Raw genomic sequence first — 24229 nt, forward strand, 5'->3', positions numbered from 1 at the left:
TCATTGAATTCGATAATGAAGCACCTTGCTTCCTTCGGTACTCGAACTGTTTTATACTCAATAAAGAGCTTGACTCCGAAAGAAGGTTTATCAAAATGGATGTTAACAAACGCAATTTTATTATTATATGGATTTGTAGTTTTCTAGTCGCCGGGACTACGACAATGATTATGCCGTTCCTTTCCCTTTATATCGACACCTTTGGCGATCATTCCCCGGCATATGTGCAGAGATGGTCAGGCCTAATTTTTGGCGCAACGTTCATCACAGCCTTTATTATGTCCCCTATTTGGGGAAGAGTTGCTGACAAATATGGCTTTAAACCAATATTGCTAATTAATGGATTTGGCATCGCGACAGCCATTTTTTTAATGGGTTTTGTACAATCTGTTGAAACGTTCTTCATCTTACGCCTCTTTATGGGTGTCGTTACGGGATTTATCCCCACGTCACTGGCATTCATTTCAGCTCAGACCAACAAAAAAGAAGCTGGAAAAGTACTGGGCACCCTACAAATGGGTAGCGTCTCCGGCATGCTCTTCGGTCCAGTAATCGGTGGACTGCTTGCCGATGCTTTTGGATTCCAATATACATTCATCATTACAGCGGTCACAATTACAATTGCTGCGATTATCATTCTCTTTGGTATTAAGGAACAAGAGAGAGTAAAGAGTAGTCGTGCCATCGCTTACTCCCGGAAATCCATTTTACTCGGGATTTTACGTCACCGCCTTATGTTTAATGTGATGCTTGTAACCACAGTGATTCAAATTGCGAACTTTAGTATTCAGCCTCTGCTCTCCTTATACGTAGCCGAACTAACAGCCGCAAAAGATGTTGCCCTTCTAGCCGGAATCACCTTCAGCGCCACGGGTCTTGGTAACCTACTTTTTGCCAGGCGATGGGGGCAACTCGGGGATGACATTGGGTATGAAAAAGTGTTGTCCATTCTCCTTCTTCTCTCTTTCTTATTCGTTATACCACAAGCTTTCGTCACGGAGTTATGGCAACTTATCATTTGTCGTTTGTTATTCGGTATTGCTGTGGGCGGTATGATCCCAATCACGGCAGCACTCGTTAGACGAGAAGCGCCTATCGATATACAAGGCGAAATGATGGGATATAATACGAGTTTCCGGTTCCTTGGAAATATTATCGGACCGATATTCGGAGGGATTGTGAGTGGATTCATTGGTATTTCTTCCGTTTTCATCGTCACGTCATCACTATTTCTCATAGCATTCGCTTTCTTCTATTACGCGAGACGGAAACCAATTCAAAACTTCGAGGAATTTCTCGCTTCGGAAAACCAACCTACGAATATTTAAACGCTAGTATTCACACACTACCGATGGAATGTATAAGTATTTTCAACATAGTAAAAACGCATGAAGACCGAGATTTTCGGTTTCCATGCGTTTTTTATTTCTTAGTACGGACCATAGTACGGCGGATAGCCGTATTGTGGGTAATATGGATAATACGGGTAGCCCCCATATTGCGGATAACCACCATATCCTCCACCGTATCCACCGCCATATCCATATCCCGGGAACAATGCGTTTCCGAGCAATCCACCAGCTAAACCGCCAAGGAACGGTCCTCCGAATCCACCGAATCCTTCTAAACCAAAACCACCGCCGCGTTCATAACCTCTTCTGCCACCATAACCTCCATGACCGCCTCTACCTCTACCACTCTCATAACCTCTAGACATAGACATCTCCCTTCCCACTTATCTTATTCACAAACTAAAGTAGGGGGGACGTCATTTGCCTATCGTTTTTATAGTTCAGTATCCGCCATTCTTTCAACGATTGTTGCGAGCGTCCGCACCATAACACCTGTCGCACCTTTTGGACCTAGGTCATGAGCAGAATCCGCATTCGATGTTCCCGCAATGTCCAAATGTATCCACGGCGTATCCCCAACAAATTCACCAACGAAACCACCACCAAAAATCATATGTCCGTCACGGCCCGGCGAGTTGTTTAGATCGGCTACATCACTTTTCCGCAGTCGCTTTTTATCACTTTCCGTCAATGGAAGCCTCCAGACGAATTCGCCAGTTTCTGTGGCGGCATACATAAACTCCTCAAAGAACGCCTCATCGTTTGTAAGCGCACCAGTCTTATCCATGCCAAGCGCAACGATAACGCCGCCTGTAAGTGTCGCCACGTCGATTAGGTAGTCTGCTCCAGCTTGTTTAGCATATGTTACGGCATCCGCTAGCACAAGGCGTCCTTCAGCATCCGTATTCAGCACCTCTATCGTCTTTCCGCTTAATGATGTAATCACATCGTCAGGCTTAAATGCTTCCCCCGAGATCATGTTATCTGTCGCCGCAATCACTGCAACGACGTTTTTCACAGGCCGTAGTTCCCCAATAACCGACATCGCGCCAAGCACGGCCGCTGCACCGCCCATATCGCCTTTCATGCCAACCATTCCATCTTTTGACTTTATAGAATAACCACCGGTGTCATACGTAATACCTTTACCAACAAGACCGACTACATCTTCCCACGTATCAGTTGCAGCATATTTCAAAACAATAAGCTGGGGTTCTTCAACAGATCCTTTATTAACCGCGAGAATCGCACCCATACCAAGCTCTTCCATTTCTTTTTTACCTAATACTTCAATTTCAAAATCATGCTTTTCCGCAAGTTCGCGTGCATAGTTTGCCATTTCAGTTGCCGTCAAAATATTCGGTGGCATATTGACAAGATTTCGCGCCTCATTCACTGCATGTGCATGAACTTTCCCAACTTCGAACGCTGCCTTCAGTTCTTCTTCATCAGCAGATGATAAAAATAAAACGGTTTCAAGTGCAACATCGCGTTCATTTGAGTCTGTTTTATATCCCTCGAACTCATATGCACCAAGGCCCAGTCCTTCTGCAGCTGCATATACGACATCTTCACATACTAGCTTGTCATTCGTAAACGGTGCTGTCCAAATTGCCACCGACGATGTTTTCAAATCCGCAAGATCTTTCCCCGCTGCGGCAAACACTTCACGTAATCGATCTTCCGTTAATTTGTTTTTCGCACCGAGGCCGATAAACAGCACACGTTTGTATCCTTGTTTAATCATTGCAGGCATTTTCACAAGTTTTTTAAAATCTGTTTTTACATCGTCAGATTTTATCCATTCGGGTAATTGCGCACTAAAGGATGCGACAAACTTATCCCAGCCGTTTATATTTTCTGGATGTTGAGGCACGCCTATAATTAGTACCTCTGCTTCGATTTCATTAAAATTCTGTTCAACAATAGTTGTTTGCATTAGAATCCCCCTAATTTTTACACTCACCTTTAATTGTATACTACATTTCCAATCGTTTGAAATAAACATCACTAAACCACTCTTTTCATTTTTCAATGCGTACTTATGTGATATACTGAAAATACTATTTTTCTTCAGAAAAGAGATGTATTCCAAATGACAATTCTTGATAACACTCCGCTTCTCGCGGCCTTATTCGCAATTTTATTTGCCCAATTCGTTAAGATACCAATGAATTATATTGTTACCCGCAAAATCGATTGGAAGCTCATGACGTCAACTGGTGGTATGCCAAGCTCCCATTCTGCCGCCGTAACCGCACTCACTACAGCGATTGCTTACGAAGCAGGTTTTCATTCACCACTTTTCGCGATTTCCGCAATCTTTTCTGTCATTATCATGTTCGATGCGACAGGAATTCGCTACCAAGCCGGTCAGCAAGCTGTCATTATTAATCAGATGAGAATAGACTTTCAAACGTTTGTTCACGAAGCTAAAGGATGGCAGAAAAAAGATGAGCAACAAAAGATTCAAGAGTTGAAAACTTTGCTTGGTCATAAACCCAACGAAGTATTCGCGGGGGCCGTTACGGGCATATTAATTTCAGTGATCACTTATTCATTTATACTTTAAATTAAAAATGGTGGGTGTAAGCAGTTATTCTGCTTACACCCACCATTTTTTTATACCATATTATTCTAATTAAGCGTTGGCCATCGCCTAGTTTTCATTAAAACATTTGGTATCCTTGTTTGCGTAACAGCTTCATAACAAATCCTGCTATAATCGCACCGACTAACCCACTCGATAGGATGACAACATCCACAGTATGAAGCGCCATCACTTTTGTGCCTAAAAGCTTAAAAGCGTAAGCTGGCTTAGTAAAATATTCATATATTTTCACTTCATCAATGATCAATATTACGATGATTGGATAAATAATTGCCATAAGCCATGTCATTCGAAGTAACATGTTCAACAAGAATCCGATACCGAAAAAGATGACGATGAATATGAGCACTGATAAAACAATATGTACCAGTGAAATCGTTCCCTGAGGCGACGATGCACTAGCCAAAGCAATTGTATCATTCAAAATGATAACCCCCATTTTCCAATCATAATTTTACACGACTACCAAGTAGCTTTCAACAGAACGTAACCAGTTCAATAATTTGTCGAATTTACAAATGCCATACTTCTTGTGCAAACTTCATTAATTCCGCAAATAGTTAACTACTGTTCTCAATTAAGCTGAGCAGGAAGACCCTTCATTAATCTTTCTACACAATAATCAAGACTCGTTTTGTTGAACGCGGAAAAAAAGCACCCGTCGTCATGTGACGATAGGTGCTTTCTACGTAGTTTATTTTAGTAGATTGAATTTCCCTTTTTTCAAAGTAAGGCCAATTCCACCAATCATGAAGAGAGCACGGTTATCAACCATTTTCTTCATGAATGAAGCTTTAGTACCTGTTAATTTCTTGTCGAATGCGACACCGATTGCATCGTCATCACCAAGCGAACAAATACTCCCCTTCAAATCTGGTACAAATTCACTCGTTGGTTCGTCTCTAATTAGTGCGACAATATTGCTTGCACACGTATCTCCTTGCTGCATAGCGATTTGTGCAGTTGGAGGATATGGACGGTTAATTTCTTCGTTGATCATTAGTGCGCAGTCTCCAACAATAAACACGTCAGAATAACCTGGTGCACGAAGATCTTTATCGACTTTAACACGAGCACGGTTACTTTCAATGCCCGTTTCTTCGATTAGGTGGTTACCACGGATTCCAGCAGCCCAAACGACAGTACCCGCTTTGATGAATTCAAATTCATCTTCACCCTTTTTAATCTTAACGCCTTCTTCAGTAGCTTCTACGACAGGTGTACCAATTGAAAATTCAATTCCTTTGGCTTCAAGTTGACCAACTGCGTACTTAACAAGACCTTCGTCAAATCCAGGAAGTACCATTGGCGCCGCTTCCACACACAGTACACGAACTTTCTCAAATGGAACGTCGTATTCTTCACATAGTTCTGGAACGCGGTTACCAAGTTCTCCAAGGAATTCAATTCCAGTGAAACCTGCTCCACCAACGATAATCGTTAGACGGCTATCGTCTTTCTCTTCTTCCAGTGACCATGTTGCGAATTGATATTCCATATGCTCGCGAATTTGGCGTGCAGCTTTAACGTTTGCCATCGATAATGCATACTTGTCAAGTCCAGGAATACCGAAAGTTTCCCCTTCAAATCCAAGTGCAATAACTAGGTAATCGTATGTATGCGTACCAACGCTTGACGTTACAACTTTTGTATCTACATCGATTCCTTCAACTGTTGCTTTAACAAAATCCACTTTTACAGGGTCAATGACACTTTTGATGTCATAACGGACTTGCTCAGGAGACATTGTTCCAGCAGCTGCTTCATGAAGCCACGTTGATTCGTAGTGATACTCATTTTGGTTAATAAGCACGATGTTAACGTCGTCTGCTCCAAGTGTTTTCTGCAAGTTAACGACTGTTGCTAAACCACCGTATCCTGCACCTAAAACTAATACTGTCGGTCTTTTCACGAAGATCGAACCACCTTTTATTTTATTTTATTTTACCTGGAACACGTGAAATCGATCTCGACCTAGAGGGATTACACATTCCCGGCTGTAATTATTTTTAATAAGCCTACTCTTACTTATAATAGCCCTTTTAGAAGGGTATTTCAACACTATACCTAAAGTAGGAATGATTAGAAAACACTGACTTCGCAATATTTTTACCAAGGCAGACATAAAAAGACCCTCCCGCAATCGACCTAGGAGGGTTCGCCTTTTAGCAATCCGATGGTGCTCCTACTTTTTTAGCTGTTCTGAATGAAGTTCCGCAACCACAAGATAATATTGCGTTTGGATTTTCAATCGTAAAGCCGCCGCCCATCAAAGACTCTTTATAATCAACTTGAGTGCCTTCTAAAATATCAACATCGTCGTTTGCGACAATAATTTCAATGCCATGCTGTTTTAATAACTGGTCTTCTTCTGTCATTTCTGTTTCAAAGCCCAATCCATACGTGAGTCCGCTACAACCACCGCCATTAATAGCGACACGGAGGTACGAACCTTCTTCCCCATTGTTCTCCATCATTTTTTTCACGTGGAATGCTGCCGCTTCTGAAAGTTCAACTAATTGAGTCATTTGCGTTCACCTTCCCATCATTTTATTCTATTGTATCAAGTAAATAAGCCTGCATGCAATCAATATCGCTCGATTCTTCAGTTATTTAGGCTATAATAGAGATGAGTCCTAAATAGTAGAGTTGAAAGGAGACTATGAGTTTTTTTATGAGCTATGAATAAAAAAAGAGCCTAGTAAAGGCCCTTTTGAAAAATAACAATTAAAATACTTGTTCGACTTCGACTACACCTGGGACTTCTTCTAGCAGGGCGCGTTCAATACCCGCTTTTAATGTGATTGTAGAACTTGGGCATGTACCGCAAGCACCTAGAAGGCGAAGCTTTACAATTCCATTTTCAATATCGACGAGTTCACAATCCCCACCATCGCGAAGAAGAAATGGGCGTAATTTATTTAGTACTTCTTGTACTGGCTCTGTCATCAATTTATCAGTCATTTAATTTCTACCCCTTTCCTTATAATCATTATAAACTGGAAAGCAGAAAAAATCCATCTTTACATTCGAAAGGAGATATTTACATTGGACAATTCAACAGTATTAATTGAAGTTTTTGGTGCAGATCTTATTTGTGCGAGCTGCGCAAACGCCCCCTCTGCAAGAGACACTTACGAGTGGTTAGAAGCTGCCATTGGTAGAAAGTATCCTGGACAGGCCTTCAACATTGAGTATATCGACATTGATTCTGAAATCGAAGACGACCGTAAAAGTAATATTGCAGAACAGGTACGAAATGACGAATTCTTTTATCCACTAGTACTGATTAATGAGGATATGATCGGAGAAGGACATATCCAATTAAAGCCAGTTTTTAACGCACTCGAGAAGCACGGCTTCGTAGCTGAGAATTGACTTTTAATAATCATAAATAAAAACCTCGTAATCCACTCAATACTGTGTGGATTACGGGGTTTTTCAACATTTATCCATTATGCCATTTGTACATCCAAAGAACGCCCGATTTCAATAACCGTGCAATGCGACCTGTCACCGTTCTATCTGCTAGATATGCGAAACCTTGTTTTTTACCTAATGAGCCGAGGAATCCTTTTAGCTTTATTTCTGGCATCGTCTCAGGAAGCGGCTCTTCGTTCCACACAAGGCGTAAAACTTTAACGATTTGTTCTGCTTGCGCCTCTGCTACTTGTGCACTGGGCGCGTAAGGAAGCTCAGCACAGTCACCGACGACGTAGACATCATTGTATGTCGGCAATTGGTGGTGTTTATTTAATACTAGACGACCTGAATTCCCTTTTTCTGTATCTATATTCTGTACAGCCGTAACAGGACGAATTCCAGCAGTCCAAACAACGGCATCAACAGCGATTGTTTCCTCATGGTTATACAGGACATCTTCTTCAACCTTTGTAATATTTGAACCTGCAACGACTTCAACGTTATGTTTATCAAACCAACCTTGTACATAATCGCTTAAACGCTCTGGAAAATCTCCTAAAATTCGTGGACTACGATCGAATAATTTAATGTTTAAATCGGGTCTCGTTTCACGTAATTCACTGGCCAACTCAATACCACTCAATCCAGCTCCTACGATTCCAACAGTGGCCCCTCCACCTAGTCCTAAAAGTTTTTCATATGTTATACGCGACTTCCCAATTGTTTGAATGCTATATGTATTCTCTGCTGCGCCGGGTACTTCATGGTAGTTATCTCGACACCCAAGACCTACGACTAGTTCATCGTATTCAATGTGTTGTCCATTATCGAGATACACATTTTTTTCATTTGTATTAATTTCAATAATTTCACCCTCAACAAACTTAAGTTGATCATGAACAGGTAGTGGAACACGAATGATTGAATCTGAAACAGTTCCAGCAGCAAGCGCATAAAACTCTGTTTTAACACTATGAAAAGGTGTTCGGTCGACTAGTGTAATTTCTATATCTGACGGTAAATCTTTAGTTAATAAACGCAACAAAACACGCATATTTCCGTATCCTGCGCCTAAAAGTACAAGTTTTCTCATTTGTCGCTCCTTCGTTACATAGTTTCCGATATTTTCCTACCTTCAATTGTATCATTTGGAGACAGATTTCACAATAAGGCGAGCAAATTGACGTATACTCGAAAAAGGAGTAAAATTTTCAGTAGTGAGGTGATCTCAGTGAATCCAATAGTTGAATTTTGCATGAGCAATCTTGCAAATGGTTCACATGAATCTTTTGAAAAACTAGAAAATGATCCAAACCTCGATGTTCTTGAGTATGGTTGCCTAAGTTATTGTACAATTTGTGCAGAATCTTTGTACGCAATGGTCAATGGCGAAATCGTCGAAGCCGACACTCCTAAAGAACTAACGGAACGGATCTATCAATTCATAGAGGACAATCCGCTCTTTTAAAAGGGCTCTCGAAGTTTATCTTGATAGTTCTAAAAAATGACTTTCCGCTCAATTTAGCGGGAGGTTTTTTTTATAGTTTCCAATCTGACAGTGTTGGAACTAAGTGTGTTGGTTGTTTCTCTTTTAATAAAACTTCTTCCTTCGAAGTCACGCCGCCTTCTACATGAATCGTGTCAATACCAAATCGAATTCCCGCAAGTATATCCGTGTCATAATTATCGCCTATCATGACCATCTCTTCTTTCCTATACCCTTTTTCCGCCTGAATATAACCAAGTAGATGGGATTCTGGTTTTCCGACAAGGATGGGCTTTACACCTGTTGAATATTCAACAAGTTTAACAAAGGAACCATTTCCAGGTAAAAGGCCTCTTTCTGATGGAATTGCTTTATCACCATTTGTCGCAATAAATATCGCGCCCGATCGAATCGCCAAACAGATTTCCGACAATTTTTCATAATTCGTACTCCGGTCGATCCCCATAATGACAACATCGGGATTCTCACTCACAATCTCTATGTCCAATGAGTGTAACGCTTCTTCCAAGCCTTTTTCACCAAACATCTGAACCTTAGCCCCCGGATACATTTCTTTACAATACTTAGCCGAGGCAATTGCAGAGGTCATTATTTTTTCATCTTCTGCTTTAATGCCAAATGATGCCAGTTTCGCTTTAACCTGAAGCGGTGTTGCAGATGAATTATTCGTTACATAGTACGGATCCAATCCAATTTCCTGTAATCTTGAAATAAATGCAACAGCTTCCTTTATCGGCTCTGTTCCTCGGTAGACTGTACCATCCAAATCCAGGCAATAGGCTTTGTAGTTCCCGTTAGTCATTTGTCATCGGCTGGTAAAAATGCCGACACGGGACCAAGCTCATTTTCAAGATAGTGGCGAACCTTCGTTGGAAACTCAAGTAGCGTTGCCATGGAGCTGTCCAATGTCTTAATAATACTAGTCGTTTCCACATCAATAAATTCCATAACAATCATCCGACGAAGACCAATAACTTGCTTCAATGGATCAGACATTTCTGGAGTAATCACTTTTTCATCGTCCATAATATCGATAATGTCATCATAACCCCCAGGGTCACGCATGATAAACCCATCAATCATTGTATTGCCAACGTCAATAATCGATTCAATCACAACGTGCGTAAGCCTTGCAAGTGCCAGCGAGTGAATCAAATCACCTTCCCAATTCTCTTCCTCTTTGTATAACGCAAGTAATTCTTCCATATGGCTTAGTGCTTTTTCGATTTTATTTCGGTCAATAAAATACATCTTATTACCCCTTTCTATTCAATATTCATTCTATCATATCCAAAGTTGCTAAATCGAGCATGTATGAACCTATTTCATAAAGGATTAAATAAAGCAATCTTCCAAACAACTAAAATAAGTAATTCTAAAATCAAATCTAATGTACTAAAAGAGACTACTTCCATTCATTAATTCAATCCAAATAGAAGGCCCATATGAAGATCATAGTGATCTTTACATGGGCCTTCTTTTATTACTTTCCTTCGGATACCGATTCGGATACAGTTTCGGAAACGGTTTCTTTTTTTACTTTACCTTTTTTCTTCAAAACAAAATGTGCGCATCCAAAATTACAATATTCATATAGATAGTCTTGTAATGTGCTAATTTTCGTCTCGTAGGTAGCTTTTTGGTTTTGGTCTTCAAAAAAACCTTTTAAACGAAGTTGACCATATCCCCAATCTCCAAGTATATAATCATATTTTAGTAGAACATCACTATACCTTGCTAGTAATGCCTCTTCTAAAAAACCATCCCGAAAATCCTTTATAATTTCATATTCCCATTCTTCAAGTGTTATCACTTATTTTCACCGCCACTCAGCTTTGCAATACTTCTTTCAGTTTCTCTTCGCCTTGACGTTGTCTTTCTCTTGCTGCCGCATTCACTTGTTCATCTGCATGGTAGCTTGAACGTACTAACGGACCTGCTTCACAGTGCGAGAACCCTTTAGTCATTGCAATATCTCTTAACTCGATAAATTCCTGTGGAGTATAATATTTTTGAACGACTAAATGTTTTACCGACGGTTGTAAATATTGACCAATTGTCATAATATCAACATTATTTGCCCGAAGATCATCCATCGTCTCTATAATTTCTTCATGTGTTTCCCCTAGACCTAGCATCAATGATGATTTGGTTGGAATCTCAGGGTGCATTTCGTTTGCTCGTTTTAGTAGCTCTAGTGAACGATCATAAGTCGCACGTGCACGAACACGTTTCGTGAGTCGGCGCACCGTTTCAATATTATGGTTTAATATGTCCGGTTTTGCATCCATTAGACGTTCAAGGTTCTCATAAACGCCACCCATATCTGAAGGAAGTACTTCTACAGTTGTGAATGGATTTTTCCGACGAACTGCACGGATTGTTTCTGCAAATACACCGGATCCGCCATCTTTCTGATCATCACGTGCAACCGCAGTTATGACAACGTGCTTTAAATTCATAAGTTGCACTGAATCCGCTACACGTTCTGGTTCTTCCAAGTCAAGCTCGGTCGGTAAACCAGTATTCACTGCGCAAAAACGGCAGGCACGTGTACAAGTTGCGCCGAGAATCATAAATGTTGCCGTACGGCGTTCGCCCCAACATTCATGAATATTTGGACAGCGTGCCTCTTCACAAACAGTATTCAGGTTTTTCTCACGCATTAACTTTTTTAAGTCTCTGTAGTTTTCATTCGTATTAAGCTTAATATTCAACCATTTAGGCTTTCTAATATGTTCAGGTTTGTTCCTTAATCCAGGTTTGCATGACAAAATAATCGACTCCATTCAGTAATGGTTTTAGACGTCTTATATCTGTAGTGCATTTTATGGCTATTGTAAATGTATCACATTTACAATAGTCAAACAACCGCTACTGCACCTATGCATTAAGCATTTCAGAACAAAAAAAGAAAGTGCCCGTTGAATTGGGCACTTTCTTTTATCTTAAAGCTTTAGCTTTCGATTTGGATTTAACTACCGCGTGTATAACACTTGCGGCAAATCCTCCCCAAATGATGAGGATCCCAACAATCATCATTAATATTGCTCCACCACTCATATCGAATCCCCCTTAATCTTCCTCGTAATCGCTAGTTTCAAGCGTATTCTTTTTCCATTTGAATAGTGTAAATATGATTGCCATTACGATTGCGAAGATTGCAACGGACCAGCCACTCGTCCAGATAAATGAGTCCGAGTAACCTTCGTAGTTTCCAATAACAGTGCCTTCACTATCAACATGCTGCTTTAAGATATTCACTTTCAAAAGACCGAACATCATATAGCCCAAAACTAATGGCGTAATAACACCTAAACAAATTTTCCACCATGCACCTAGTTGAATATCAGATATTGCATTTGCATGCTTTTCGAAAACACTAAGTTTTCTAAACGCCCATGCAATGAGGATCACTTCGACAAGTCCAATTGCGGCAACTCCAAACTGGTTAATGAAGTAATCCGCAGCATCAAGGAAGAATAACCCCCCACGTGTTGCGAACAACAATGATACAGTTGCTGCCAATCCGACCCCGAAAAATACTGACTTTTGACGGGAGATATTGAACTTATCCGAAATCCCTGCAATATACGTTTCCGAAATCGAAATAAGAGAACTCAATCCGGCAAGGACTAGTGATAGGAAGAACAAGACCCCAAACAGTCCATTAAACCCTGGCATTTGGTTTATAATTTCTGGGAAAACAACGAATGCCAAACCAACGCCTGCTGTAGCTACATCTGCGACTGCAACATTTGCTTGAGTTGCCATAAATCCAAGCGCTGCGAAAACACCAATACCAGCGAGTAGCTCAAACCCTGAGTTTGCAAAACCAGTTATAAATGCGTTATTTGTAATGTCCGATTTCTTTGGTAAATAACTAGAATAGGTAATCATTATTGCGAAAGCGATCGACAAACTAAAGAATATATGTCCATATGCTGCGACCCAAACAGTAGGATTCGCTAACTTAGTCAAATCCGGTTTGAAGAATGCATCGAGGCCAAACATTGCACCGTCAAGCGTAACTGCTCGAATTACGACCATCAAGAACACAACGACAAGGGTTGGAATGAATATCCGGTTTGCCAGTTCAATTCCACGTTTGACTCCTGCAATTAGAATAACAAATGCTATTGCCCAAACGAGTAATAGTGGGAATACGACACCGGGAACGAAACCTCCGATTTGACCTGGAGTTTCAGCTAAATTTAGCACATCCCCAAATAAGAAACTTTCAGTGTCTGCCCCCCACTTCAAATTAAATGAATAGACCGTATATTTCATTGCCCATGCGATAATGACCGCATAGTATGTTGAAATGACGAATGAGACGAATATGCCCCACCACCCAATCCATTCTGCTTTTTTACCCGACATTCGGAAGAATGATAGCGGTGCAGATCCACGGTACTTATGGCCCATCGTAAATTCCATGATTAAAATTGGAATACCTGCTGTTAGTAGTGCAAATAAATAAGGTATAAAGAATGCGCCCCCACCATTTTCGTATGCTACATACGGAAATCGCCAGATATTACCGAGCCCTACTGCGGAACCTACGGCCGCCATGATAAAACCAGCGCGTGTGCCCCACTGCGAACGTTGTGCCATATTATTTCCTCCTTTTCTTCCTTCCCCTTAAACTGGGATTCTAGGAACTCGCATGATTTCTGAATAATCTAAACCATTACTCTAGTAAAGTATAACTATAATCCTGTTAATTGTCAAAACATTTTTTCTTTGTAGTCAAAGGACACAAAAAAAAGAAGTGATGAATTATCATCACTTCTTTTCCATCATACTATGCGATTCAACTGACTTTCATCCTTCTTTGACATCACTGTCCATACGGTAAATAATATAGCCAGTATGACAATTACCGATATAAAACCAATCCAAATTGACCCCGTTAATCCTAAGACTAAGTACCCTGCCGTTGATATTGAAGCACTAATTAGCGCGTATGGCAGTTGAGTTGTTACGTGATCGATGTGATTACAACCTGCACCTGTAGACGACAGAATTGTCGTATCTGAAATGGGTGAACAATGGTCCCCAAACACTGCACCTGCAAGCACCGCTGCTAATGCCGGGAGTAGCATTTCAGGTGATGCATCTAACATTATCTTTCCGGCAATTGGTAACAGGATACCGAACGAACCCCATGAAGTTCCCGTCGAAAACGCCATAAGACCTGCAAGTACAAACATAATAGCCGGCAGGAACTCGATTGGCAGATTTGCCTTCGCAACAACTTCAGATAAGTACAAGCCCGTGTCCAATTTATCGATTAGATCTGTAAGCCCCCATGCCAAGATAAGAATCATTACAGCTGGCATCATTGCCTTTACACCGCTTAAAAATGCGCGTCCCATAAGCGGAGCATTTGCAGTTTCATTATGTTTCATTTGTAATACATATAAAACACCTGCAAGTAAGGTTCCAGCAAGTCCACCGATTACTAACGAGAAAGGTACATTCGTATTTTCAAAGATCGTAAATATATTTACAGCAAGCCCTTCTGCAACACTTGCATTATATCCTGACATGATCATCGTCACTAGCGTAACCGCGACGAGCGTTACAATCGGTCCAACAAGATCAATAACCTTGCCGTGCGAATGTACAGGAAAGTCTACTTTTAATTGACCTGGTATTTCTTTGTTCGGATCAAATAGATGACCCGTTTCTTCTGCAAGTTTCTCATGCTTTTTCATAGTGAAAAAGTCGATATTCGTCCATGCAAAGAAAAATACCATTGCTAGCGTTGATACCGCATAAAAATTCATCGGTGCCATTAAAACGAATGCTGATAGTGGCGAATAACTTATCGCTGCCCCACTAAAAATAATTCCAAGCAATCCAATTAAGTAAGCACCCCAACTAGAAATTGGCGATACAACACAGATTGGCGCTGAAGTCGAATCAATTAAATAGGCAAGTTTAGCCCGTGATATTTTGTGGTGATCTGTTATCGGCCTTGATATTTGACCAACTGCAAGCGCGTTAAAGTAATCATCAACGAAAATTGAGACTCCGAGAACTACAGTTAATAACTTCGCGCCTCTTTTCGTCTTAATACGTTTCACTGCCCACTCTGCAAATGCTTTACTTCCACCTGACAAACTTACAAAGGCAGTAATGACCCCAAGTAGTAATATGAAAAGCATAATATTTATATTATCCGTATTAATTGTGCTAGAATCCCAGCTCCAAAACGAAACTGTAAGTGACTTCCACAACGTTACGATTGACTGACCCGGTGAAAATGACGCGTAGATTAGTGCACCAGCGACAATACCTGATCCGAGTGATACCAACACCTTGCGTGTAATAAGCACCAGAACAATTGCAATGATTGGTGGTATTATCGATATCCATGTTCCATCCATTAAATCTTTCCTCCTGTTCGATGAGAAAGGTGTATTTAGGGAATACAAAAACCGGCTACTTGATGCACTTTAAAAAAGTGCAGTAGGAGCCGGCTTTATCTACGTGTCGTTAAGTTGGATAAAAATGTCTTGCCATTTTATCAAACGCACAATCTGTAGCTCATCATACTTTTAACTAACTGTATGACAGTGTCATCCTTATTCAGAATGACCCCAATCTATTGGCTTTGACAAAACCAATAGACTTCGGCAAAACTTCCTTTCGTACACGGTCCTAGTCGTCAAACTCGCGTGTCTTACTAATAAGCAATGCAGCCTCTACCCAATCGATATTTTCTTTTCTAACATAATTATAGCAATAAAGTTGCAGCATTTCAACCCCACCTTATTTTACGTCTGGAAGTGTGAGTGGAACTTCGATTGATGGTAACTCCGCACCCGCGCCTTGACTGAATATATGCGGAACAGGTCCTTGAACAAGGCCGATTGCGACTGGGATTTTTTGTTCAACAACACTTGATTTCGTAGCGAGCGGAATAATTATTTGAACATTAACTCTGAGTAAAATATTTACTTCTATATACGCGTTATTAATTCCAAACTCTTCGATTGATGCGACTACATTGGCTTGCACGTCCCCAATAATATGAAACCTGATGGGGATTTTCGGACCCATGTTACCCAGCAATGGTATGTTTGCCGCCTGCCCCATCGGAACAAAAAAGACGACGCCGCCCTGATCCTCCATCTTTTCTGGATCATATTCGATATTATCCGTTTCTGGTAATACCTCAAGATTTCCAGCTTCCGCTTGTTGAAGATGCAGCTCAACAAGGTTTCGAGTATCTGCTAACACTCTATTGATGATTTCCGTATTAAATTTTGTCGTAACCATTTCGGATGTCTCTGTTGGCACATGTTCAATAATGTCATTGACGTCGAGTATATTTGCGATTCTTGTACTTATCGCCTGGTTAATAACGTGAGATGCAATTTTTACCGTCTGCACTTCTGCATATCTAACATAAGTTGGTGTTAGCCTCATATTGATAAGATAGAAAAAAAAGACAACAGCAATTAATATCGCCGGTATTAGGAGCGGCACCAATTTTCCTTTTCGAATCTTGCGCCTTCGCTTTACCTGTCCTTGAAATCTCAAAACGACTCCCCCTGCTATAGATTATGCTCAGAGGGAACCGAAGATTCTTTAAAATATTCACGACCATAGTTACTGGCTATATCACGTATCAGTTCGGGCATATAATATTCTTTTTCCGCATGCTGAAGCGCTGGAAAAAAGAAGCCAAACGTAAACATATCAAGCGTTGCTAATGTATAGGTTTCATTAGGTTCGACTTCACGATTTCCTATAATGAGGGTACCTTGCTTATTTTTATAAAGTCTTTCATGAATCATCGCGCCCATATGCTCACCTCTAAAACCTAACCCCTTCACCTTTATTTCCGGCCAATCTTCATTGAGTGATAACTCATACACTTCCAGTAGCTCAGCCCCGCTAAGTGTTATGACACATATATTAATGGGGTGTGGTAGCAGTGAATGCATCGTCTCCTTTGTCACCCATCCGCTTTCCAGACTACCAAGAAATATTCCAGCATTAAACATTGCACAGTCTGCGCCAGAATAATCGAGAATTGCTCGCCCAAGGAAATTAGACAGCGAACTTGGCCCAAATAAGTTTTGCTTTAGGGGGCTTGGATTATAAAACACCTGTTCTCCCATTGATTTTTTACCGCTTTGCATTAACTTTTCCAGTCTTTGTACATCCTCTTCATTCACCGGTAATGTTTCCGTTGAATAAAGGGTTGCCTGCTTTTCTGTAATACGTTTTTCAGTTGGATTAAAATGAATCGTTACATGCCCCGTGTATGCACCAAATTTTCCGGTTGCCGCCAACAGGGTATTCCCTACGAACTCGCCCTCCTGAAACAAATGATGCGTATGCGCCCCTAAAATGACATCAATCACCGGACACTCTACTGCTAAACTCTCGTCTTCGGTAACGCCCATATGCGATAAACAAATGATTATATCTGTTACTGGTGCAAGCTTTTCTGCAACCGCTCTTAATTGTTCAAGCGGGGGTGATATTTTCCAACCCAAAGTCGCATAAAACTGCGTATACAGTGCTGTTGCACCGATGACTCCGATTTTTGTCCCTTTTGACGTTTCGTAAATAATAGATTCCACGGCCCATTTAGGAAACTCGCCATTCTCATCGACTAAGTTTCCGACAACTACATCAAACTCTGCCTCGTCATAAAGGCTAGAAAGTGCTTTTTTGGACATCGTAATTCCTTCGTTATTCCCAATCGTCACTGCATCATAGCCCGCTTCATTCAAAAGGAAGACGTTTCCTTTCCCTTTTGTCCCTTCGGTAAACGGATGGGAGCGATCAACATGGTCACCTATATCAAAAAGAAAAAAAGCCTCTCCTGCATCCGTATGCTCACGCCTTTTATCACGAACAAGGCGGCTAATTTGTGGCCAGTTTTCAAAATGACTATGAACGTCATTTGTATGATAAATATGTATCGTTTCCATTATTCAACCACCTTTCTAACCCCATATACCATCAACAATTGATCGAATACCTAGGAGAAGAAGAATTATTCGCAATGCAAAAACTAGTGTTTCTGATTTCAGTTTTTGGTTTAAGTTTGCACCTATTTTCGCACCAGTATACGCTGCTATAACCACCGGTATTGTATAAAGCCATGGAACGTTTCCAAGCGAAATATGCGTAATTGAGTTCACGATGGCCGATAAAAAGACCATAAACATGGACGTTCCAACCGCAACATGAGGCGGAAAGAGGAAAAGTAAAATCATTGCCGGAACGATAATCGAACCGCCACCAATTCCGAAAAGTCCAGACGCAAAGCCAACGCCAAATGTAAGTATCAATGCAAACCATATTGGATAACCATAAACAAATGATTCGCCAGTTTTATCTGTAAAAGTACGTGGTTTTCCTCGTTTAACAAACCAGTGAACTGGCTTCAAATAACTTCGGACAATTAATAATGTCGATAATATAATAAGTAAAATTCCAAAATACAAATTAAATGATGGTAGATCTAGCCCCTTATTAACAAATGCACCGAGTAGGGTTCCCGGAATACTTCCAATGAAAAAAATAAAACCACTTCTAAAATCTACCGTCTTCGCTCTCATAAAGGTAAGTGTTGAGCCAAGTCCCGTGAATATCATCATAATAACAGATAGACCGACGACACTCTGTGGTGTAATTCCGTCAATCCAGCCCAGATTAATAGCGACAAACAATGTCGCTGGGACAAAGATAACACCACCACCGAGGCCAACAAGTGCCCCAACAACTCCCGATGCAAGACCAATTATAGCAAGTACTATATATTCCATTCCTATTACCATCCTTCTTCAAATAGACCGAGCTGTTTCGGCGCTAGATTATTATAGGTTATACCAAGTTTATGTTGAAATCGTAATGCATTTTGCGCCGCATGTTTACCCGAGTTATTGTTGAAGATTACGAACACTTCATCAGCTTCTTTTTCAAGCTCATTTACAACCGTTTCAAATTCATCAATTTCTTCATCATTATAATTATATAAATAGCGCACTTTACGCCACGCCTCGTTATCCCCTGTCCTATTTACCCATCCGTGAACATTACGACCATGAAGCCTAAACAACACCTTGTCGCTCCTTGTAGACACCGGTACGAGCGGGATACTTCCCTCTCCTGCTTGAGGTTCATCACAAACGGAGTGAATGACGTTTAATTCTCGGAGAAATGTCAGTGTTCTTTGCATAAATGATAGCGAATACCAAGATTGATGTCTAAATTCAATCGCAATATCAAATCCATCTAACCTTTTACAAATCGACCTAATTTCTTCCACGTTTTCTTTAGTACAATCAAACCATGGTGGAAATTGAACAAGAATCATCGCAAGCTTTCCCGCTTCTTGTAAAGGTTCCATTGATAGTATAAATAAATCGTACATTTCATCTATCGATTCAAAAGGTAATTCCCCGCGTTGGTGCCCGGTCATCCCTTGATAAGCCTTAACAATAAAACGAAAATTATCCGGCGTCTCCGCAATCCACTTTCGAATGTTTCGCTCCGGTTGAATGGCATAAAACGTTGAATCAAGTTCTACAATTGGTAAATGAGAACTATAATCCAGTAACTTTTCCTTCGCGGTTGAGGTTGGATGGTAGATATTCGGATGGTCTCCCCAACCCGTTAGTCCGATTTGAATCATCCCGTTTCCTCCTCCAAATATAGAATACTCTCATCCTATCATATTTCCTCTTAATTTTTCAGTGAATATAGTATGTATTCAAAACTTGGTATGCTTTAATGAATATAAAAATCCGGCCACGAGTGGCCGGATTTTTAATATTGGTATCGAATTGACTTCACGCCCCGAAAGTACAGAACTTGAATCATTTGATATCAACGGGATTATTTACCCTATAGAACCTTCCATTTCGAACTTAATCAAACGGTTCATCTCTACAGCGTATTCCATCGGTAGTTCTTTTGTGAACGGCTCGATGAAACCTAGTACGATCATTTCAATTGCTTCTAGCTCAGGAACTCCACGGCTCATCAAATAGAAGAGCTGCTCTTCCGAAACTTTAGAAACACTTGCTTCGTGCTCAAGTGAAATGTTGTCGTTTAGAATTTCGTTATATGGAATTGTATCAGAAATCGAAATGTCATCCATTAATAACGCGTCACATTCAACTCGTGAGCTAGCACCATCTGCATTACGACCGAAATGAACGATACCACGGTATGTTCCTTTTCCGCCGCCATGAGAAATGGATTTAGAAACGATAGTAGATGACGTATTTGGTGCTAAGTGCATCATTTTCGCACCCGCATCTTGGTGTTGCCCTTTTCCTGAAAGTGCAATCGATAACGTCAAACCACGCGCATACTCTCCACGTAATAAGATCGCTGGATACTTCATCGTCAATTTAGAACCAATGTTACCATCAATCCATTCCATCGTACCGTGCGCGTCAACAACTGCACGTTTCGTAACGAGGTTATAAACGTTGTTCGCCCAGTTTTGGATTGTTGTATAACGGCAGTATCCGCCTTTTTTAACGATGATTTCAACGACCGCACTATGAAGTGAGTTCGATGTGAAGACAGGTGCTGTACACCCTTCAACGTAATGGACGCTTGCGCCTTCATCAACAATGATTAGTGTACGCTCGAACTGTCCCATATTTTCCGAGTTAATACGGAAATAGGCTTGAAGCGGTGAATCTACCTTAACACCTGGTGGTACGTAGATGAATGATCCACCTGACCATACTGCAGAGTTTAGAGCCGAAAACTTATTGTCTGAGTTCGGAATTACCGTACCCCAATACTTTTTAAATAGCTCTTCATCTTCTTTAAGTGCAGAATCTGTATCCTTAAAGATGATTCCCATATCAGTAAGGTCTTGTTTCATGTTGTGGTAAACAACTTCAGATTCGTATTGAGCAGAAACACCTGCTAAATACTTCTGTTCCGCTGCTGGAATTCCAAGTTTGTCAAACGTTCGTTTGATTTCTTCTGGTACTTCATCCCATGAACGTTCAGTTCCTTCTGATGCTTTTACATAATACGTAATTTCATCAAAATCTAGTGAATTAAGATCGCCGCCCCATTGTGGTGTTGGCATGCGATAAAACATTTCTAATGATTTCAAACGATAATCTAACATCCATTGTGGTTCGTCTTTCATCGATGAAATTTCTTCAACGATTTCACGCGTTAAGCCACGTTCAGAACGAAATACCGAGATGTCTCCATCATTAAAACCAAATTCGTATTCGCCAATTTCAGGCATTTGTTTAGCCATTATTGTTTCCTCCATCCTATATTTCTTAAGTGCTCTTGAAAAAGAAGCGATTATCAATCACTTCTTGTCCTTGCACTTTACTCGGAATCTTCCTTGCCGACGCCTTGTTCCATCGCTTTCCATGCAAGTGTCGCGCACTTAATCCGGGCTGGAAATTTAGCTACGCCTGAGAGCGCTTCTATATCTCCTAAATCGATAGAGTCGTCATATTCATTGCCGAGCATAATATCCGAAATCGTGTTTGCGAGAGATAGTGCATCTTCAACCGATTTACCAATAATCATCTGTGTCATCATTGATGCAGATGCCATGGAAATCGAACAACCCTCTCCTTCAAACTTTGCGTTTTGAACCGTGCCCTCTTCAACTTGCATCGTTAAATGGATCACGTCGCCACATGTCGGGTTGTTCATATCGACAGTGACACTGCTTCCTTCGATAACACCTTTATTTCTCGGCGTTTTATAATGATCCATAATGACCGAGCGGTATAACTGGTCGAGTTTCCTACTAGTTGACATCGTTGAAATACTCCTTTGCCATACGGAGTCCGTCTACGAGGCGATCAACATCCTCTTCCGTATTATAAATGTAAAAACTAGCGCGCGCGGTGGCTGATACGTCGAGCCACTTCATGAGCGGCTGTGCACAGTGATGCCCGGCTCTAACTGCGATGCCGTTCATATCAAGTACAGTAGCAAGGTCATGGGGGTGAACGTCGTTAAGGTTAAAGGTAACAAGTCCCGCACGCTTTTCTGGATCTAGCGGACCGTAAATTGTTAGTCCTTCGACTTCCGACATGCGCTTTATTGCATAAGCTGCAAGGTCGTGCTCATGTCGTTCTATCTTATCAAGTCCAATTTCTTCAAGAAAATCAATTGCAGCACCGAGGCCAATCGCGCCTGCGATAATTGGTGTACCACCTTCAAATTTCCACGGAAGTTCTTTCCATGTCGATTCTTGAAGGCCTACAAAATCAATCATCTCTCCACCAAACTCAATAGGTTCCATCTTATTCAATAGATCCTTTTTACCGTACAGAACACCAATTCCTGTAGGTCCACCCATTTTATGTCCGGAAAATGCATAGAAATCGCAGTCCAGATGTTGCACATCAACTTTCATGTGCGGAGCAGCTTGAGCCCCGTCCACAACCATGACAGCACCATTCGCATGCGCTATTTCAGTAATTTCCTTGATTGGATTCATCGTTCCTAGCACGTTTGAAACATGCATAATCGAAACAATTTTTGTCCGTTCAGTAACAACTTTGCGAACTTCTTCAAGTGACAATGTCCCGTCTTCCTCAAGGTCGACGTATTTCAGGACAGCGCCTCTTTCCTTAGCTAGCTGTTGCCACGGAATAATATTTGAGTGATGCTCCATATGAGTAATGACAATTTCGTCACCTTCATTGACATTTGCTCGACCATAGCTTTGTGCTACTATGTTGAGCGCCGTCGTCGTTCCACGAGTGAAGATAATTTCTTCCCTAGACTTTGCGTTAATGAAGTTACGCACTTTATCGCGCGCACCTTCATAACCTTCCGTCGCACGGTTTCCAAGTGTATGAACACCGCGGTGAACGTTGGAGTTATCATGTTCGTAATAGTTACTTATTGCATCTATGACTTGCTGCGGTTTTTGAGATGTCGCAGCACTATCAAGATAAACGAGCGGATGCCCGTTTATCTCATGTGCTAAAATTGGAAAATGTTTGCGGATGTCTTTACTAAGCATTAGCGCACTTTCCTTTCAATAACCTCCGTCAACAGTTTCTTAACACCTTCAACCTTTAATTCGGCTACGACTGGTGCAAGGAATCCGTGAATGATAAGGCGTTGTGCTTCTTCTTTTGATACTCCACGACTCATTAAATAAAACATTTCTAGCGGATCAACTTTACCTACAGATGCTGCGTGACCGGCTGTTACTTCATCTTCTGCAATGAGTAAAACTGGGTTTGCATCTGCACGTGCACGGTCACTTAGGATAAGCATACGTGATTCTTGTTCAGCGTTAGATCCCGTTGCTCCTTTAGTGATTTTACCGATTCCGTTAAAGATCGCAGTTGACTCGTCTTTTACGACAGCATGCTTCAAAATCATACCGTTAGAGTTTTTCCCCCAGCTAATGATTTCAGTTGTGAAGTTTTGAATTTGTTTTCCACGTCCAACAACAACTGTTTTCATGTCGCAATGAGAACCGTCTCCAACAAGATGTGTGATATTTTCTGAAATCGTATCACAGTCATTCATAAGTCCGAGCGCCCAGTTAAGTTGGCTATCTCGACCTACGACACCACGGCGGTTTACGTAAGTTGTGAATCCTACTGGAAGCACATCTACTGCACCGTAAGTTACTTGTGCATTATCACCCGTGAATACTTCAGATATAATATTTGCTTTTCCTTTTGATTCTGACACTGTCGACATGTAGTTCTCGATATATATCAATGAACTATTCGCCTCTGCAACTACGATAACGTGGTTAAAGAGTGATACTTTTTCATCATCATGGTAAAACAATGCCTGAATTGGTTCCTCAATAACGACATTTTTCGGAACGTACACAAATACGCCGCCGTTCATATATGCCGCATTGAATGCAGTTAATTTATGCTCGTCTACTTTTACGCCGTCCGTCATATAATACTTCTTAACAAGATCACTATGTTCGCGTGCTGCTGTGAATATATCTGTTAAGATAACTCCTTTTGCTTTCAAGTCTTCAGACAAGGAAACAAATGCAGGCGTATTATTATGTTGTACGTAAACGTTATTTTCTTTTGTAGTGTCAAAGAGCGAAAGTGCCTCTTCAGGTAGTTCAGTTAGTGCTGTATATACAGGACTTTCTACCGCATGGATAGGAAAATCCGTAAAGTTCCATCGTGTAATTCTTGTTTTATCTGGTGTTGGCATAGGAAGCTGTTCCAATTTCGCAAATGCATCTGCACGGAAATCTGTCATCCACGCGGCTTCATTCATTTTCTTAGAAAAGGAACGGACATCCTGCTCGGTCATTACCGATTTCGTTTCAACCGTCATTTTGAATAGTCC

General features: G+C 41.0%; 26 protein-coding genes and 1 riboswitch. Of the genes, 4 read left to right on the plus strand and 22 right to left on the minus strand.

What is annotated here, in order from left to right; all coding sequences use genetic code 11:
- The first annotated feature begins 95 nt into the window (after positions 1-95).
- Entirely contained in the window at positions 96-1328 is a 1233-nt protein-coding gene (locus tag KSU66_RS18500; protein WP_269052943.1) for an MFS transporter, read from the plus strand.
- Positions 1329-1429: 101 nt separating this feature from the next.
- On the opposite strand, the gene KSU66_RS18505 is transcribed toward KSU66_RS18500, so the two are convergent.
- Complete coding sequence (locus tag KSU66_RS18505; protein WP_269052944.1) at positions 1430-1717, minus strand: hypothetical protein; 288 nt, start codon at positions 1715-1717, stop codon at positions 1430-1432.
- Positions 1718-1785: 68 nt separating this feature from the next.
- Positions 1786-3291, minus strand: coding sequence for a leucyl aminopeptidase (locus KSU66_RS18510; RefSeq protein ID WP_269052945.1), 1506 nt, complete (start codon positions 3289-3291; stop codon positions 1786-1788).
- A gap of 156 nt (positions 3292-3447) precedes the next feature.
- Between KSU66_RS18510 and KSU66_RS18515 the strand changes: the two genes are divergently transcribed.
- A complete protein-coding gene (locus KSU66_RS18515) occupies positions 3448-3924 on the plus strand; it encodes a divergent PAP2 family protein (RefSeq protein ID WP_269052946.1) in 477 nt (158 codons plus the stop codon).
- 97 nt (positions 3925-4021) lie between these two features.
- Here the strand turns inward: KSU66_RS18515 and KSU66_RS18520 are convergent, their stop codons facing one another.
- The 4 genes from KSU66_RS18520 to KSU66_RS18535 form a co-directional block, all read right to left on the minus strand.
- Positions 4022-4387, minus strand: coding sequence for a YuiB family protein (locus KSU66_RS18520; RefSeq protein WP_269052947.1), 366 nt, complete (start codon positions 4385-4387; stop codon positions 4022-4024).
- Positions 4388-4657: 270 nt separating this feature from the next.
- The gene (locus KSU66_RS18525) at positions 4658-5875 is read right to left on the minus strand and encodes an NAD(P)/FAD-dependent oxidoreductase (RefSeq protein ID WP_269052948.1); all 1218 of its coding nucleotides are present in this window, start codon (positions 5873-5875) and stop codon (positions 4658-4660) included.
- Positions 5876-6128: 253 nt separating this feature from the next.
- On the minus strand, positions 6129-6491 hold the full coding sequence (locus KSU66_RS18530) for a HesB/IscA family protein (protein ID WP_269052949.1): 363 nt from the start codon (positions 6489-6491) through the stop codon (positions 6129-6131).
- Positions 6492-6690: 199 nt separating this feature from the next.
- On the minus strand, positions 6691-6927 hold the full coding sequence (locus KSU66_RS18535; protein WP_269052950.1) for a NifU family protein: 237 nt from the start codon (positions 6925-6927) through the stop codon (positions 6691-6693).
- A gap of 84 nt (positions 6928-7011) precedes the next feature.
- On the opposite strand from KSU66_RS18535, the gene KSU66_RS18540 reads away from it, so the two are divergent.
- A complete protein-coding gene (locus KSU66_RS18540) occupies positions 7012-7341 on the plus strand; it encodes a YuzD family protein (RefSeq protein ID WP_269052951.1) in 330 nt (109 codons plus the stop codon).
- A 70-nt stretch (positions 7342-7411) separates the two neighbouring features.
- On the opposite strand, the gene KSU66_RS18545 is transcribed toward KSU66_RS18540, so the two are convergent.
- Positions 7412-8479 carry an NAD(P)/FAD-dependent oxidoreductase gene (locus tag KSU66_RS18545; protein ID WP_269052952.1) on the minus strand — a complete coding sequence of 356 codons (1068 nt, stop codon included), beginning with the start codon at positions 8477-8479 and terminating at the stop codon, positions 7412-7414.
- Between the two features lie 138 nt (positions 8480-8617).
- Between KSU66_RS18545 and KSU66_RS18550 the strand changes: the two genes are divergently transcribed.
- Positions 8618-8854 carry a YuzB family protein gene (locus tag KSU66_RS18550; protein ID WP_269052953.1) on the plus strand — a complete coding sequence of 79 codons (237 nt, stop codon included), beginning with the start codon at positions 8618-8620 and terminating at the stop codon, positions 8852-8854.
- A gap of 70 nt (positions 8855-8924) precedes the next feature.
- Here KSU66_RS18550 and KSU66_RS18555 read toward each other — a convergent pair whose 3' ends face one another.
- The 15 genes from KSU66_RS18555 to sufD all read right to left on the minus strand — a co-directional run bounded on the left by KSU66_RS18555 (position 8925) and on the right by sufD (position 24217).
- Positions 8925-9695, minus strand: coding sequence for a TIGR01457 family HAD-type hydrolase (locus tag KSU66_RS18555; RefSeq protein ID WP_269052954.1), 771 nt, complete (start codon positions 9693-9695; stop codon positions 8925-8927).
- Positions 9692-10144: a DUF86 domain-containing protein gene (locus KSU66_RS18560; RefSeq protein WP_269052955.1), complete on the minus strand. Its 453-nt coding sequence runs from the start codon at positions 10142-10144 to the stop codon at positions 9692-9694. The genes KSU66_RS18555 and KSU66_RS18560 overlap by 4 nt, the downstream gene beginning before the upstream one ends.
- A 232-nt stretch (positions 10145-10376) precedes the next feature.
- A complete protein-coding gene (locus KSU66_RS18565; RefSeq protein WP_269052956.1) occupies positions 10377-10706 on the minus strand; it encodes a YutD family protein in 330 nt (109 codons plus the stop codon).
- Positions 10707-10722: 16 nt separating this feature from the next.
- The gene (gene lipA / locus KSU66_RS18570) at positions 10723-11682 is read right to left on the minus strand and encodes a lipoyl synthase (protein ID WP_269052957.1); all 960 of its coding nucleotides are present in this window, start codon (positions 11680-11682) and stop codon (positions 10723-10725) included.
- Positions 11683-11836: 154 nt separating this feature from the next.
- Positions 11837-11956 carry a methionine/alanine import family NSS transporter small subunit gene (locus KSU66_RS18575; protein ID WP_269052958.1) on the minus strand — a complete coding sequence of 40 codons (120 nt, stop codon included), beginning with the start codon at positions 11954-11956 and terminating at the stop codon, positions 11837-11839.
- Between the two features lie 12 nt (positions 11957-11968).
- Positions 11969-13510, minus strand: coding sequence for a sodium-dependent transporter (locus KSU66_RS18580; RefSeq protein WP_269052959.1), 1542 nt, complete (start codon positions 13508-13510; stop codon positions 11969-11971).
- Between the two features lie 185 nt (positions 13511-13695).
- Positions 13696-15291 (minus strand): Na+/H+ antiporter NhaC family protein, encoded by a 1596-nt coding sequence (locus KSU66_RS18585; protein ID WP_269052960.1) that lies wholly within the window; start codon positions 15289-15291, stop codon positions 13696-13698.
- 148 nt (positions 15292-15439) lie between these two features.
- A riboswitch (Lysine riboswitch) is annotated at positions 15440-15620 on the minus strand.
- 56 nt (positions 15621-15676) lie between these two features.
- Positions 15677-16450 carry a sporulation protein YunB gene (yunB, locus tag KSU66_RS18590; RefSeq protein WP_269052961.1) on the minus strand — a complete coding sequence of 258 codons (774 nt, stop codon included), beginning with the start codon at positions 16448-16450 and terminating at the stop codon, positions 15677-15679.
- 14 nt (positions 16451-16464) lie between these two features.
- Complete coding sequence (locus tag KSU66_RS18595) at positions 16465-17856, minus strand: bifunctional metallophosphatase/5'-nucleotidase (protein ID WP_329958852.1); 1392 nt, start codon at positions 17854-17856, stop codon at positions 16465-16467.
- Between the two features lie 15 nt (positions 17857-17871).
- Entirely contained in the window at positions 17872-18696 is an 825-nt protein-coding gene (locus tag KSU66_RS18600; RefSeq protein WP_269052962.1) for a sulfite exporter TauE/SafE family protein, read from the minus strand.
- Between the two features lie 5 nt (positions 18697-18701).
- Positions 18702-19565 (minus strand): DUF72 domain-containing protein, encoded by an 864-nt coding sequence (locus KSU66_RS18605; RefSeq protein ID WP_269052963.1) that lies wholly within the window; start codon positions 19563-19565, stop codon positions 18702-18704.
- Between the two features lie 207 nt (positions 19566-19772).
- On the minus strand, positions 19773-21170 hold the full coding sequence (gene sufB / locus KSU66_RS18610; RefSeq protein ID WP_269052964.1) for a Fe-S cluster assembly protein SufB: 1398 nt from the start codon (positions 21168-21170) through the stop codon (positions 19773-19775).
- Positions 21171-21247: 77 nt separating this feature from the next.
- Positions 21248-21691, minus strand: a complete 444-nt coding sequence (gene sufU, locus KSU66_RS18615) for a Fe-S cluster assembly sulfur transfer protein SufU (RefSeq protein WP_269052965.1) — start codon at positions 21689-21691, stop codon at positions 21248-21250.
- Positions 21681-22910 carry a cysteine desulfurase gene (locus KSU66_RS18620; protein ID WP_269052966.1) on the minus strand — a complete coding sequence of 410 codons (1230 nt, stop codon included), beginning with the start codon at positions 22908-22910 and terminating at the stop codon, positions 21681-21683. The genes sufU and KSU66_RS18620 overlap by 11 nt, the downstream gene beginning before the upstream one ends.
- On the minus strand, positions 22910-24217 hold the full coding sequence (sufD, locus tag KSU66_RS18625; RefSeq protein WP_269052967.1) for a Fe-S cluster assembly protein SufD: 1308 nt from the start codon (positions 24215-24217) through the stop codon (positions 22910-22912). The genes KSU66_RS18620 and sufD overlap by 1 nt, the downstream gene beginning before the upstream one ends.
- Positions 24218-24229: the final 12 nt, after the last annotated feature.

This window comes from Sporosarcina sp. G11-34 (assembly GCF_026931025.1).

Coding starts and splice junctions, on each gene's coding strand:
- sufB (WP_269052964.1), bottom strand. CDS start 21,170: ATGGCTAAACAAATGCCTGAAATTGGCGAATACGAATTTGGTTTTAAT.
- sufD (WP_269052967.1), bottom strand. CDS start 24,217: ATGACGGTTGAAACGAAATCGGTAATGACCGAGCAGGATGTCCGTTCC.
- KSU66_RS18575 (WP_269052958.1), bottom strand. CDS start 11,956: ATGAGTGGTGGAGCAATATTAATGATGATTGTTGGGATCCTCATCATT.
- KSU66_RS18500 (WP_269052943.1), top strand. CDS start 96: ATGGATGTTAACAAACGCAATTTTATTATTATATGGATTTGTAGTTTT.
- sufU (WP_269052965.1), bottom strand. CDS start 21,691: ATGTCAACTAGTAGGAAACTCGACCAGTTATACCGCTCGGTCATTATG.
- KSU66_RS18505 (WP_269052944.1), bottom strand. CDS start 1,717: ATGTCTAGAGGTTATGAGAGTGGTAGAGGTAGAGGCGGTCATGGAGGT.
- KSU66_RS18545 (WP_269052952.1), bottom strand. CDS start 8,479: ATGAGAAAACTTGTACTTTTAGGCGCAGGATACGGAAATATGCGTGTT.
- KSU66_RS18560 (WP_269052955.1), bottom strand. CDS start 10,144: ATGTATTTTATTGACCGAAATAAAATCGAAAAAGCACTAAGCCATATG.
- KSU66_RS18535 (WP_269052950.1), bottom strand. CDS start 6,927: ATGACTGATAAATTGATGACAGAGCCAGTACAAGAAGTACTAAATAAA.
- KSU66_RS18515 (WP_269052946.1), top strand. CDS start 3,448: ATGACAATTCTTGATAACACTCCGCTTCTCGCGGCCTTATTCGCAATT.
- KSU66_RS18620 (WP_269052966.1), bottom strand. CDS start 22,910: ATGCTTAGTAAAGACATCCGCAAACATTTTCCAATTTTAGCACATGAG.
- KSU66_RS18600 (WP_269052962.1), bottom strand. CDS start 18,696: ATGGAATATATAGTACTTGCTATAATTGGTCTTGCATCGGGAGTTGTT.
- KSU66_RS18555 (WP_269052954.1), bottom strand. CDS start 9,695: ATGACTAACGGGAACTACAAAGCCTATTGCCTGGATTTGGATGGTACA.
- KSU66_RS18580 (WP_269052959.1), bottom strand. CDS start 13,510: ATGGCACAACGTTCGCAGTGGGGCACACGCGCTGGTTTTATCATGGCG.
- KSU66_RS18605 (WP_269052963.1), bottom strand. CDS start 19,565: ATGATTCAAATCGGACTAACGGGTTGGGGAGACCATCCGAATATCTAC.
- KSU66_RS18595 (WP_329958852.1), bottom strand. CDS start 17,856: ATGGAAACGATACATATTTATCATACAAATGACGTTCATAGTCATTTT.
- KSU66_RS18530 (WP_269052949.1), bottom strand. CDS start 6,491: ATGACTCAATTAGTTGAACTTTCAGAAGCGGCAGCATTCCACGTGAAA.
- KSU66_RS18585 (WP_269052960.1), bottom strand. CDS start 15,291: ATGGATGGAACATGGATATCGATAATACCACCAATCATTGCAATTGTT.
- KSU66_RS18510 (WP_269052945.1), bottom strand. CDS start 3,291: ATGCAAACAACTATTGTTGAACAGAATTTTAATGAAATCGAAGCAGAG.
- lipA (WP_269052957.1), bottom strand. CDS start 11,682: ATGGAGTCGATTATTTTGTCATGCAAACCTGGATTAAGGAACAAACCT.